Annotated in this window: 11 protein-coding genes and 2 tRNA genes; 7 read left to right on the forward strand and 6 right to left on the reverse strand. The window is 60.0% G+C overall.

The genetic code is table 11. From position 1 onward, the window contains the following. Positions 1-4 precede the first annotated feature (4 nt). The 3 genes from ugpE to ugpB all read right to left on the reverse strand — a co-directional run bounded on the left by ugpE (position 5) and on the right by ugpB (position 3206). Complete coding sequence (ugpE, locus tag GR183_RS17545) at positions 5-853, reverse strand: sn-glycerol-3-phosphate ABC transporter permease UgpE (protein WP_160776968.1); 849 nt, start codon at positions 851-853, stop codon at positions 5-7. An 11-nt stretch (positions 854-864) separates the two neighbouring features. Further along, complete coding sequence (gene ugpA / locus GR183_RS17550) at positions 865-1749, reverse strand: sn-glycerol-3-phosphate ABC transporter permease UgpA (protein WP_160776969.1); 885 nt, start codon at positions 1747-1749, stop codon at positions 865-867. A 140-nt stretch (positions 1750-1889) separates the two neighbouring features. After that, positions 1890-3206 carry a sn-glycerol-3-phosphate ABC transporter substrate-binding protein UgpB gene (ugpB, locus tag GR183_RS17555; RefSeq protein ID WP_160776970.1) on the reverse strand — a complete coding sequence of 439 codons (1317 nt, stop codon included), beginning with the start codon at positions 3204-3206 and terminating at the stop codon, positions 1890-1892. 358 nt (positions 3207-3564) lie between these two features. On the opposite strand from ugpB, the gene GR183_RS17560 reads away from it, so the two are divergent. From GR183_RS17560 to GR183_RS17580, 5 genes are all read left to right on the forward strand, one after another. Further along, entirely contained in the window at positions 3565-3930 is a 366-nt protein-coding gene (locus tag GR183_RS17560) for a group I truncated hemoglobin (RefSeq protein ID WP_160776971.1), read from the forward strand. Positions 3931-3983: 53 nt separating this feature from the next. Beyond that, positions 3984-4715 carry a type IV pili methyl-accepting chemotaxis transducer N-terminal domain-containing protein gene (locus tag GR183_RS17565; protein WP_160776972.1) on the forward strand — a complete coding sequence of 244 codons (732 nt, stop codon included), beginning with the start codon at positions 3984-3986 and terminating at the stop codon, positions 4713-4715. A 2-nt stretch (positions 4716-4717) separates the two neighbouring features. Next, positions 4718-5224 (forward strand): HPP family protein, encoded by a 507-nt coding sequence (locus tag GR183_RS17570; RefSeq protein ID WP_160776973.1) that lies wholly within the window; start codon positions 4718-4720, stop codon positions 5222-5224. Positions 5225-5456: 232 nt separating this feature from the next. Beyond that, entirely contained in the window at positions 5457-6380 is a 924-nt protein-coding gene (locus GR183_RS17575; protein WP_160776974.1) for a hypothetical protein, read from the forward strand. 17 nt (positions 6381-6397) lie between these two features. Continuing rightward, on the forward strand, positions 6398-8242 hold the full coding sequence (locus GR183_RS17580; RefSeq protein ID WP_160776975.1) for a methyl-accepting chemotaxis protein: 1845 nt from the start codon (positions 6398-6400) through the stop codon (positions 8240-8242). A 362-nt stretch (positions 8243-8604) separates the two neighbouring features. Here GR183_RS17580 and GR183_RS17585 read toward each other — a convergent pair. The 3 genes from GR183_RS17585 to GR183_RS17595 form a co-directional block, all read right to left on the reverse strand. After that, positions 8605-8680: transfer RNA gene (locus GR183_RS17585), tRNA-Ala, on the reverse strand. A 95-nt stretch (positions 8681-8775) separates the two neighbouring features. Further along, positions 8776-8851, reverse strand: a tRNA-Ala gene (locus GR183_RS17590). A gap of 312 nt (positions 8852-9163) precedes the next feature. Then, positions 9164-9547, reverse strand: a complete 384-nt coding sequence (locus GR183_RS17595) for a TIGR02300 family protein (RefSeq protein WP_160776976.1) — start codon at positions 9545-9547, stop codon at positions 9164-9166. Positions 9548-9895: 348 nt separating this feature from the next. On the opposite strand from GR183_RS17595, the gene aroA reads away from it, so the two are divergent. Both aroA and cmk read left to right on the forward strand, forming a co-directional pair. Further along, a complete protein-coding gene (gene aroA / locus GR183_RS17600; RefSeq protein WP_160776977.1) occupies positions 9896-11248 on the forward strand; it encodes a 3-phosphoshikimate 1-carboxyvinyltransferase in 1353 nt (450 codons plus the stop codon). Next, complete coding sequence (gene cmk, locus GR183_RS17605) at positions 11245-11865, forward strand: (d)CMP kinase (RefSeq protein ID WP_160776978.1); 621 nt, start codon at positions 11245-11247, stop codon at positions 11863-11865. Before aroA ends, cmk begins: the two co-directional genes overlap by 4 nt. Positions 11866-11926 lie beyond the last annotated feature (61 nt).

Genomic DNA, 11926 nt, shown 5'->3' on the forward strand with positions numbered 1-11926 from the left:
CTTCTTATTTCTCCGTCTCTACAAGGCCCTTGATGAAGAGGCGCTGCATGAACACAACGACCAGCACCGGCGGGATCATGGCGAGAAGCACGGTCGCCATGATTACATGCCAGAGCGGTTCGGAATCGGGAACCGTCACCATCCGCTGAATGCCCATGACGATCGTGTAGTAGCTTTCGTCCGTCGTCACGATCAGCGGCCAGAGATACTGGTTCCACCCGTAGATGAAGAGGATGACGAAAAGGCCTGCCATATTGGTTCGCGACAAGGGCAGCAGGATATCGCGGAAGAACTTGAGCGGACCCGCACCGTCTATTCTCGCGGCCTCCGACAGCTCTTCCGGAATGGTCATGAAGAACTGCCGGAAAAGGAATGTCGCCGTGGCGCTGGCGATCAGGGGCAACGTAAGGCCCGAGTACGAATTGAGGAGGCCGAGGCCCGCTGTCACCTCGAACGTGGGCAGAATGCGCACTTCCACAGGAAGCATCAGCGTGATGAAGATGGTCCAGAAGGCGAGCACCCGGCCCGGAAACTTGAAATAGACGATCGCGAAGGCGGAGATGATCGAAATCGCGATCTTTCCGATGGCGATCGCCATGGCCATCACCATGCTGTTCACCATCATGAGCCCTACGGGCGGTGCGCCCGCCGAGGACAGCCCTTCGACGAATATCTGGTAGTAGTTCTGGAAGAACTGATCGCCGGGCGTCAGCGGCACGACGCCCGAGAGCATCGACTTCGGATCGTAGGTGGAGGCGACGAAGGCCACCCACACGGGGAAGACCACGATCGCAAGGCCGATGATGAGCACGAGATGGCTGATGAAGGTAAGCCAGGGTCTGTTTTCTACCATGCCGTCCTCCCTCAGTACTCGACGCGGCGTTCGATGAAGCGAAACTGCACCACCGTCAGACTGATGACGATCAGCATGAGGATGACGGACTGAGCCGCCGACCCGCCAAGGTCGAGGCTGACGAAACCGTCGCGCCAGACCTTGTAGACCAGGATCGAGGTGGCCTGTCCCGGCCCGCCGGCGGTCGTGGCGTGGACGATGGCGAAGGTTTCGAAGAACGAGTAGACGATGTTGACCACCATGAGGAAGAAGGCGGTTGGCGACAGAAGCGGAAAGACGATCGTCCAGAAGCGCTTTTGCGGCCCCGCTCCGTCGATCGCGGCCGCCTCAATCAGCGAGCGCGGAATCGCCTGAAGCCCGGCCAGGAAGAAGAGGAAATTATAGGAAACCTGCTTCCACGCGGCGGCGATGATGATCAGCAACAAAGCGTCATTGGCATTGAGCGTGTGGTTCCAGTCGTAGCCGAGCTGGCGCATCGTATAGGCAAGGATGCCGATGGTGGGATTGAACATGAACCACCAAAGCACGCCCGCCACCGCCGGAGCGACCGCATAAGGCCAGATCAGAAACGTCTTGTAGAAGGTCGAGCCACGGATCACCCGGTCGGCCATGACCGCGAGTAGAAGGGCCGCCCCCATCGACAGGAGCGTCGTGCCCGCACTGAAGACGAGCGTCACCTTGAAGGAAGAGAGGTAAAGCGGGTCGTCAAAGAGCGTCTCGAAATTCTCGAACCAGACGAACTCCGAGCTCAACCCGAATGCGTCCTCTCTCAACACGGACTGGTAGAGCGCCTGGCTTGCCGGCCAGATGAAGAATACCAGCGTTATCGCCAATTGGGGCGCCACGAGAAGGTAGGGCAGCCACCTGTTATTGAAGGTTATGCGCTTTGTTTGCATGCGCCGTCGCTCTTTGCCTCACCAGGCACGAATGTCGTGCAAGGTCGTCCAGACCCGAAGCCGCCCCGGACGACCGGGACGGCTTGCAGCTGCAATGAGCCGGCGGGCGCAGCACCTGCGCCGCCGGCCTTGTCTTGAGCTTAGTTGTTGGCTTTTTCGAACTGGCGAAGAAGCTTGTTGCCGCGGTCGACCGCGGTGTCGAGCGCCTCTTCGGCCGACTTTTCACCCGACCAGACCAGTTCCAGCTCCTCGTTGATGACATCGCGGATCTGGACGAAGTTGCCGAGGCGAAGGCCCTTGGAGTTTTCCGTCGGAGCCTTGCCGAGCATCTGCTCGATGCCGACGTCCGCACCCGGGTTCTTCTCGTAGTAGCCCTGTTCCTTCGAGAGCTCGTAGGCCGCCGTGGTGATCGGCAGGTAGCCGGTGAACTGGTGCCAGTCCGCCTGCACTTCCGCGGACGACAGGAACGTGAAGAACTTCGCCACGCCCTTGTATTCCTCGGCATCATGGCCGCCGAGGACCCACAGCGTCGCGCCACCGATGATGGAGTTCTGCGGAGCGCCTTCCACGTCCGGCCAGTACGGCAGCTTGGACACGCCGACGTTGACACCTTCCATGTTCGCCAGAACGCCCGCGCGCGAAGCGGAGGAGTTCATGTACATGGCGCATTCGCCGGAATAGAACTTCGGCGCGGAATCCGAGCGGCGTCCGCCGTAATCGAACACCTTGGTCTTCTGCCACTCGCCGAGCTGGCCGATGTGCTTCTTGTGAATGTCCGAATTGATCACAAGTTCGGTTCCCAGCCCGCCGAAACCGTTGGCGAGCGTCGCGAAGGGAACGTTGTGCCAGGCCGAGAAATTCTCAAGCTGCACCCACGACTGCCAGCCGGTCGTGAAGCCGCAGGCGACGCCGTTTTCCTGGAGCTTCTTCGCCGCCTCGCCGACTTCCGGCCAGGTCTTCGGGGCTTCGGAAATGCCCGCTTTCTCGAAGAGATCCTTGTTGTAGTAGAGAACCGGCGTGGACGAGTTGAACGGCATCGACAGCATCTTGCCGTTCGCATCCGTGTAGTAGCCGATGACCGGCTGCAGGAACGCCGCCTGGTCAAAAGGCTCGCCAGCCTCTTCCATCAACTTGTAGACGGGATAGACAGCGCCTTCGGCGGCCATCATCGTTGCGGTGCCGACTTCGAACACCTGCACGATCGCCGGCTGTTCCTTGGCGCGGAATGCCGCGATCGCGGCGGTCATGGTCTCGGTGTAGTTACCCTTGTAGACCGGCTTCACGACGTAGTCGGACTGGGACTTGTTGAAGTTCGCCGCGATCTCCTCGACCTTCTCGCCGAGTTCGCCGCCCATTGCGTGCCACCATTCAACCTCGGTGGCCGCGAGCGCCGCGGTGGATGTGCTTGCAAGCGCCGCAACAGCGACGATATGTGCGATAGCGCGGGAATGTGCCATTCATACCTCCCTTTTTGGGTTTCAGGACGCACTCGATCAATCGGCCTCCGCCGCGTCCTGCATCGACCGGCAAAACCTGACGACTGATCTTGAATAGCACCAAATCGTTTTCGGATGAAAGATTAATGGCGTTCAAATGAACATTAGATGACACCCACCGATCACGATTTCGGGCGCACGATGCGATGCGGCGGGAAAAGCCGGGAAGTTTCCGAGCGTACGCACGAAAAGGCACCCTTCCGCGATGGCCTACGTTTCCTGCGGGAAACCGAATAGTTCGCAAATGCTGCACCTATATATCGAAATTTAAGTATTAAACGCTATTGTAGTAACAGATTTCGAATCGAAAGGAGCGTAAATGTCAATATATGATGATATCGGCGGCAAAGAGGCTGTTGACGCAGCGGTAAACATACTATACACACGCCTTCTTGACGATAAAAACACCTCACATTTCTTCGACGGAATGGATGTCGCCAAGCAAAGAATGAAAATGCGCCTGTTTCTAACTTACGCACTGGGCGGCGCGGCGCAGTATAACGGCAAGGACCTGCGCACATCCCATGCGCACCTGAACCTGACCGATCAAGATTTCGACAACGTCGGCGGTCACATCAAGGCGACGCTCGAGGAGCTGTGCGTTCCCGGACATCTCGTCGACAGCATTCTGTCCGTCGTGGAAACGACGCGCGACGAGATTGTGAACAGGGCCTCCGCGGCCTGACACCCGCGCCGCAAACCGGCCGGCAGCGGCCGCCCACAGATGGGGGAACGCGCATGAACCCCGACACCTTGCACACCCAGGAGCCGTCGGAAAGAGCCGACCTCAGCGGCCCCGTCTACGTCGCCTTGATCAATCTTGCCGGCCGGCAGCGCATGCTTTCCCAGCGCGTCGGACTATACCTGTTGAACTTCCATATCCACAGGCAGGGCGGGCGGGAGATCGGCGAAGAGGACATCGACGCATTCAGGCGTGCGGCTTCGGACTTTCTCTCGGCGCATTCAACGCTGGTCGAAGGAGACCGCAAGCGCGCCATCCCTCCCCTGTTTTCCGAAAGCGTCAAGGAAATCCTGTTCGGCAAGGCGCAAGGCGCGCGGCACATCGAACGCTTCATATCGCTGTGCGAACGATACGAGGCCGACATGATCGGCGGCCAGACATACGACCTGGCAGAACTTCTGCAGGCCATCACCTTCATCAAGGGCGATCTGCTCATCCTGCTCCAGGCCGTCGTAAAGGCGCTGGAAGACGACTACATCGCGTTCAACAAGAATATCGATAAAGTGAGGGAGAACGAAACCCGTTCAGTACTGAACGCGCTCGAAAAAATTCAGAAATCGGCGCATATGTCTCGACTTGTCGCCTTCAACGCCAAGATTTCCTCCATACGAGCCGGCGAATACGGCCGGGAATTCGGCGCGTTGACCGACGAACTGAAGCGGATATCGGACGAAATCGGAGAGTCCTCGAAGCTGATAGCCCGCAATCTGTCCAGACAGGCTTCCTGAAAATGCGTGCGAACGCGGATGTTTTGTCCATCGGCATCAAGGGTCTTGTGGCCACGGCGCTTTTCTTCGCGATCGCACATATCTTGTCGCCCCTGGTCCCGCAGGATTTCATCCTTGGTTCCTATGGCGCCCTTGCCGTGGTGCTGATCGCCCTTCAGAACGAACCGGTTGCCAGCTTTCGAACGATCGTGACCGCCCATATGACGGCTGCAACCGTCGGCTTTGTCCTGTTCCATGCATCTCCTTTCGTACCCGCGGGAATTCTGGTGACCGTGACTATCGCCGTCACGCTCTTCCTGATGGCGTCCATGAACGCGATTCATCCGCCCGCCGGTGCCGTTGCCTTTGTCGCCGTCTCTCCGCACTCACCGGTGGAAACGCTCGGACTTTCGTTCATCGCGCTTTGCGGATTGGCCGGGCCGGTCACATTCGTCGCGATCTGCCGCACAACTGAAACTGTTTTCGAGCAACTTAAGAATGTTCTTTTTCGATATTCAATTAAAAGATGATTTTATACTACGGAAGACACCTGAATCTATATAAAATCATATAAATGAAGTCTTTTCGATATATTTGTTACCTATAGTAAGTTTTTATATGTATTTTTCTGTAATAATGAGATTCGTGTCGAATATTAAAAACGCATTTCTCAGGATATTAGAATTTTATACATAAATTAATGGCATCTATGGCGTCATAAACGCTCTTGTTCCTTATAGAAAATACGCCAACGAGGTTCGCATGCGCGCATTCAAACGGTTTGCAGCATTGTCGCTCATGACGCTAGGTCTGCACTGCTCCCCGGTCGCAGCCCAGGACCTGACGCCGTCAGACGCCTTTCAGCGCGCCGCCCAGATCAAGTCTATGGTTCTGCTGATGCTTGAGGCCGACCTTTACGACGTGAAGGATTTGCCTGACCCCGAGGTGGTTCCAAGCCGGCCGAGGCACGTGCTGCGCGTCGCGGTAGACGTTTTCGAACGCATCCAGACCCTGCGCCTGCTCAATGGTCTTGCTCAAAACCCGGCGCCGGCCACGCCGGCCAAGCCGACGGAACCCGCACATGTCGTGGGCGTTCTGGAGCAGGCTGCCGCCGAACTCCAGGAACTGGGGCCCATTTACGGTGTGAACCTCAAGATCGACATGCCCGGGAAAGCCGAGGACAAGGTGCCCGGCGAAGTGCTTGCGCATCTGCGGGCGATAAACGCCGGCCTGGAGCTTCTGGGTGTGCCCTCGACGCTTCCCAACGATGTGCAGCGCACCGCCCTTGAAATCCGTCAGGAGATGGGGAAGGCCGTCGCCCTCACTGGAGCTTCAACCGAAGCGAAAGCCGAGCGCGTCAGTTCCGCGATGCCGAGCGACGCCCTTTCGGAGGTCATGGCCCTGATCGACGATCTTCGTGCCGCGGGCGAGAGCAATCCGAAGCTTGCCCTGCCCGCCGGCGTCGCGGCTCCGCCCATGCCCGAGGGCGGGAACCAGGTCAGTCCTTCCGATGTCCTTCTCGCCGCGCAATTCGCTTTGGCCGACATCTATGCGCTCAATGTTTCGCTGGGCAACGAGGACGCCCTTGAACGCATCCCGACCCAGGCCGGAAAGAACCCGGCCGACGTCAAGAACGTCATCGCATATTCGCGCGCCCAGCTGGCCGCCATCGTCGCTGCAGAATAATCGGAGTCGGACATCCCATGCTCGCAACAAAGTCGATGATTGCACGGCTGAAGTCCCAACCCATCGCGTCGATGTTGGGCATTAACACGCGTGTATTCGCGCTTGCGTTGATCCCGATCATCCTGCTTGCCGGTGCCGTCGTCTACGAAGCAAAGACGATGTACGACACCTTCAGCTCAAGCCTCGACGATATTTCCTGGCAGACGAAGGATCACGCGAAATCGCAATTGCTGGCCCAAAACGCGCTTGCGGCGACAAACACGCTCGTTCTCTCCGTTTCCGCGCTCGCCAACAACCAGCAGATCGGCCTCCTGAATCGCGACCCGGGGTATCTCGACAGATCCCAGACGCTCGTAGGCGAACTCGACGAAGCGACGGCGGGATATCTGTCTGCGATCGAGGCCCTGTCGGACTTCGACATCCTCATCGCCGAAATCGGCGACGAGGCCCTCTTTCGCCAGTACATGTACCTGCGCCGGAATGCGACCACGGTTGCCAAGCTGATCGAATTCGCGAAAGCTTCGACCGACCGCACCAACGGCCTTGCCCTGCTTTTCCAGATGGACAGCGCGGTCACGAACTTCATCTTCGAGGAAAGATTCCGCTTTGACGCCGTAACCAAGCGGCTGACGCGCTCGGCCAGCATGATGACCGCCCTGGCGAACACCTTGCAGGCGGAAATCGCCAACCGGTTCGAACAGATCGACAGCGAGGCCAAGGCAAAGGCGAATTCGCAGATCACGGCGATCCTCACATTCGTCGGCATAGCGGTCGTGGCCTTGCTTGTAGGCTCCCTGTTCGTCTCCATCATGACGATCACGCGGCCCCTGAAGAAAATGGTGGCTGCCTTGAGCGAGCTTGCCGGCGGAAACATCGAAACGCCGATACCGGCCGCCGGAAAGGACGAGATCGGCCAGCTTGCCGAGGCGATGACCGCATTTCGCGACAATATGATCGAATCGCGCAGGCTTGCCGAGGAGCAGGAGCGCCTGAAGCGTGATACCGACGAACATCAGCGCCGGATGATGGAGGAACTTGCCGCGAACTTCGAGAAAACCGTCGGCGGCATAATTTCCCAGGTTCAGCATGCCGCGAACGACCAGCGTACGGCCGCTCAATCCCTCAGCGAAGCGGTGCGCCTGGCGAAAGACGAGGCCCAATCCGTGGCAAGCAGTTCGCATGATGCCAGTGTGAACGTGCAGATGGTGGCATCCGCCACGGAAGAGCTTGCGGCATCGGTACGCGAAATCGGCCGCCAGGCCACCGAATCGGCGGATGCGGCGAACGCGGCCGCCAACGATGCGGATCAGACCGTTTCCATGGTCAAGGTCCTGTCGGAGACGGCGGCCCGAGTGGGCTCCGTCGTCGGCCTGATCAGCGATATCGCGGAACAGACGAACCTGCTTGCGCTGAATGCCACCATCGAGGCGGCTCGTGCCGGCGATGCGGGCAAGGGGTTTGCGGTGGTCGCCTCCGAAGTGAAGAAACTCGCCGATGAAACCAGCCGGGCCACGTCGGAAATTTCCGAACAGGTGACCGCGATCCAGCAGGCGACGACGACGTCCGCGGATGCGATCACCAAGGTATCGGCAACGATCCGCGGGCTGGACGGCATCGCGACGACGATTGCAAGCGCGGTGGAGGAGCAGACCTCCGCGACGCAGGAAATCGCCCAAAGCGTCCAGCAGGTCTCGGTCGGCACCCAGGACGTCTCCTCCAGCACCCAGCGTGTGACGCAAGTAACGGAAGACGCGACCGAAACCGCCGCACGCAGCCTGCAGTCGGCAGAACAGCTTGCCACACATGCCAACGCACTGGCCTCCGAAATCTCGGAATTCCTGAAAGGACTTCGCGCGGCATAGGGCGCTTCGGCCCAAAGCTTCCAGCTCCTGTCACAGCTCGATCCTTCCCGGCAGCCCGATATGAATCAGGGCCGCCGGGGAGGATTTTTTATGGCAACGTCTTCACGGGAGTTGACCCTGCCGGCCTTTCGCACCTTCGGGCGCGACGCCGCGAACCGGCATGGAGCATTTTCTTGACCGGAATTCGCCCCGGTAGAGGCACCTTGAGAATATCCTCGCCGCCAAATTCGATTCAGATTCGGCGGGATATGCTGCAGAGTAAAAGGGCGTTATGGCTCGCCGCCGACGAATTCAGCCGCATCGCGCGCCGATTTACGGACGGCGCGCATCCGCAGCGAATGGTGTTAGGTTTTCCTGAAAGATGGTGGAGCCGAGGGGAATCGAACCCCTGACCTCTTGAATGCCATTCAAGCGCTCTCCCAACTGAGCTACGGCCCCGCTAAAACCCTTTATCCGACGAAACGGCCGTAAGCTTCGCACAAGGAGCGAAACGCCGTTACGCCCGCCATAAACCGGTGCGACACTGACGGAATTGGTGGAGCCGAGGGGAATCGAACCCCTGACCTCTTGAATGCCATTCAAGCGCTCTCCCAACTGAGCTACGGCCCCGTTTTCCGTCCGTCACACCCGCGATTGGCGGTCCGTCGAACCGATCGGCCGGCTTGGGAAACCGGCCTTCGAGCATCGCCAATCCATGCAAACGCACACGGGATGCCCAACTGTTCGATCCGGGTTGGTTTTCTGCCAGCCAAGTGATTTCACCCGCCTGAAAACCGCTCCGGTGCGGGCGGAACATAGATTGTCCGCCCTAGGTGTCAAGCACAATGTCGCCGTCCGCTGCTTGCATGTTTCAAAGCTCGCGGAGCTGTGGACGGCGAAGCGCGATACCCAGCTTCGCAGCCCATGATCCGGCTTCAAACTTCAGCGATCGGTGTCGTCGTCCTCGCGCTCGACCGCGATGCCGACGTCGCCGTCGTCATCATCCTCTTCCTCGATGAAGACGTCCTCGTCGCCGCCAATGTCCTCATCGACCTCGACGTCGTCCGTGTCATCGCCGTCGACGGTGTCGCCTTCGTCGGCATCGGCCTCTTCGAGGCTGACGATTTCGGCGCCTTCCAGCTCCTCTTCATCGTCGTCTTCTTCGACCACGGCCTTCTTGGAGGCCTTGGCAGGCCGCACGCTGGCCGCTTCAAGCGCGAAGATCGTCCCGCACTTCGGACAGGTGATCGGGTCGCGATTGAGATCGTAGTATTTTGCGCCGCATCCGCTGCAGAGGCGCTTGGTGCCGAGTTCCGGTTTCGCCACGGTTCTAGACCCTTATCCTCAATTTAGCGGGGATCGCATAAACGCTGCCTGCCCGCGTGTCAAAGCCAAATCTCACCGGCGGGTTTCAAGCTTGCCCTGCTAGGCAAAACCGCTACACGCAATGGCGCGAAAGCCCGCCGGCCGGACCGCTGAAACCATCACCTGCCGGCGGCAGTGACGGCTCGCTTCCTTCGTGCTAGATCAGCCTGCGCTCAGGTGGAATGATCTGAACAAGGAAAGCTGATCGTTTTCACAATCTCGGAGCATTCGGCACACATTGTTCAAAATGCGGACCGAATGTTCTAGGAGGAGCCGTTTTATGGTGCCGATGCAACCCCGGAATTGAAAATGTCCCACGCTTCTTCACCCCAACCTTTGACCGCCAGCCCCGGCAAGCCGCTTAAAGGGCGCATTCGCGTGCCGGGCGACAAGTCGATCTCGCATCGCTCGATCATGCTTTCGGCACTTGCGGTGGGGCGCAGCACGGTTCGTGGAATTCTTGAATCCGAAGATGTGCTGAACACGATCGCTGCCATGCGCGCGGTTGGCGCGCGCGTCGAAAAAGCCGCGGACGGCACCTGGACGGTCGACGGCATCGGTCTCGGCAGCCTGCTGGAGCCGGAAAGCGTGATCGACTTCGGCAATGCCGGCACCGGCGTCCGGCTTGCGCTCGGTATCGTCGGTTCGCACCCGATCGCGACCACATTCGTGGGCGACGCCTCGCTGTCGCGCCGCCCGATGGGCCGGGTGCTCGATCCGCTGCGCATGATGGGCACCCAGGTCGTCGCCCGCGCTGGCGACCGGCTGCCGCTTTCCGTTCGCGGGCCCGAAACGCCAAGCCCGCTCACCTATCGCGTGCCGGTGGCATCCGCCCAGGTCAAATCCGCCGTGCTGCTCGCGGGGCTCAATGCGCCGGGCGTGACCACGGTCATCGAGCCGGTTCCAACCCGCGACCATACGGAAAAGATGCTGAAAGGCTTCGGCGCCGATATCACCGTGGACCTCAACGACGCGGGCGAGCGCGTCATTCGTCTTGTCGGGCAGCCGACGCTGAAGCCTCAGGACATTACCGTGCCGGGCGATCCTTCATCGGCCGCCTTCCCCGTGGTCGCCGCGCTGATTACCCCCGGTTCGGACCTTGTCGTCGAAAACGTTCTCCTGAACGAACATCGCACGGGTCTTTTCACGACGCTGAAGGAAATGGGCGCCGATATCGAGATCGAGAACATCCGCGAGACCGGCGGCGAGGAGATCGGCGACATCCATGTGCGCCACAGCAAGCTCGCAGGCGTGACGGTGCCGGCGGAACGCGCCCCTTCGATGATCGACGAATATCCCGTGCTTGCGGTAGCGGCATCTTTTGCAAAAGGCGAGACCCATATGCCGGGGCTGGATGAATTGCGCGTGAAGGAATCCGACCGTCTTGCGGCGGTCGCCCGGGGGCTTGAGGCCAACGGCGTGCCCTGCCGCGAGGGCGAGGCGGAGCTTACCGTCATCGGCGGCGGCAGTCGGATCGGCGGCGGAACGGTGACGACGCACCTCGACCATCGCATCGCCATGAGTTTCCTGGTGCTTGGACTTGCCGGCGAAAAGCCCGTGAGCGTGGATGACGGCGCGGTCATCGCCACGAGCTTTCCGGGCTTTCGTGAACTCATGGCGCAAATCGGCGCCGATATCTCTTCCTCGAAGGAGGCGGCATGATCATTGCGATCGATGGTCCCGCCGCATCCGGAAAGGGAACCCTCGCCCGCCGGCTCGCCCGGCACTACGGGCTCCACCATCTCGATACCGGCCTGACCTATCGTGCGGTCGCCGCGGCGCTTCTTGCACGCGGCTTGCCTCTGGGCGACGAGGAAATCGCGATCTCGGTCGCGCGCAATCTCGATCTGTCGCGTCTCGATCGCGATGTGCTCGCGGCGCATGAGGTGGGTGAAGCGGCTTCGCGCATCGCCGTCCTGCAAGGCCTGCGCGACGAACTGGTGCGCCTCCAGCGCGACTTCGCCAAACGCGAACCGGGAGCGGTTCTCGACGGGCGCGACATCGGCACGGTCGTCTGCCCGGACGCGCCCGTGAAGTTGTACGTGACCGCCTCTCCGCAGGTGCGCGCGCGCCGGCGCACGGATGAGCTTCTTTCCAAGGGAAAGCCCGCCGACTATGCCTCGATCCTGGCGGATTTGAAGAAACGCGACGAGCGAGACTCCTCACGCAGCGTCGCTCCGCTGAAACCGGCTGAAGATGCCCACTTGCTCGATACGAGCGAAATGGATATAGAAGCCGCATTCAAGGCGGCTGTGGATATCGTCGAGCAGGCCCGGTAACATCGGCGCTTGCGCTTGGCTTTCCAGGCCGCTTTCCGTCTCACCGGCTCTTGTGAGGGCG

The sequence above is a fragment of the Stappia sediminis genome (assembly GCF_009826895.1).
Classification (GTDB): Bacteria; Pseudomonadota; Alphaproteobacteria; order Rhizobiales; family Stappiaceae; genus Hongsoonwoonella; species Hongsoonwoonella sediminis.

Bases quoted from the DNA above. Each gene is read 5' to 3' on its own strand.
- ugpE (WP_160776968.1), bottom strand. From the start codon at position 853: ATGGTAGAAAACAGACCCTGGCTTACCTTCATCAGCCATCTCGTGCTC.
- ugpA (WP_160776969.1), bottom strand. From the start codon at position 1,749: ATGCAAACAAAGCGCATAACCTTCAATAACAGGTGGCTGCCCTACCTT.
- ugpB (WP_160776970.1), bottom strand. From the start codon at position 3,206: ATGGCACATTCCCGCGCTATCGCACATATCGTCGCTGTTGCGGCGCTT.
- GR183_RS17560 (WP_160776971.1), top strand. From the start codon at position 3,565: ATGTCAATATATGATGATATCGGCGGCAAAGAGGCTGTTGACGCAGCG.
- GR183_RS17565 (WP_160776972.1), top strand. From the start codon at position 3,984: ATGAACCCCGACACCTTGCACACCCAGGAGCCGTCGGAAAGAGCCGAC.
- GR183_RS17570 (WP_160776973.1), top strand. From the start codon at position 4,718: ATGCGTGCGAACGCGGATGTTTTGTCCATCGGCATCAAGGGTCTTGTG.
- GR183_RS17575 (WP_160776974.1), top strand. From the start codon at position 5,457: ATGCGCGCATTCAAACGGTTTGCAGCATTGTCGCTCATGACGCTAGGT.
- GR183_RS17580 (WP_160776975.1), top strand. From the start codon at position 6,398: ATGCTCGCAACAAAGTCGATGATTGCACGGCTGAAGTCCCAACCCATC.
- aroA (WP_160776977.1), top strand. From the start codon at position 9,896: ATGTCCCACGCTTCTTCACCCCAACCTTTGACCGCCAGCCCCGGCAAG.
- cmk (WP_160776978.1), top strand. From the start codon at position 11,245: ATGATCATTGCGATCGATGGTCCCGCCGCATCCGGAAAGGGAACCCTC.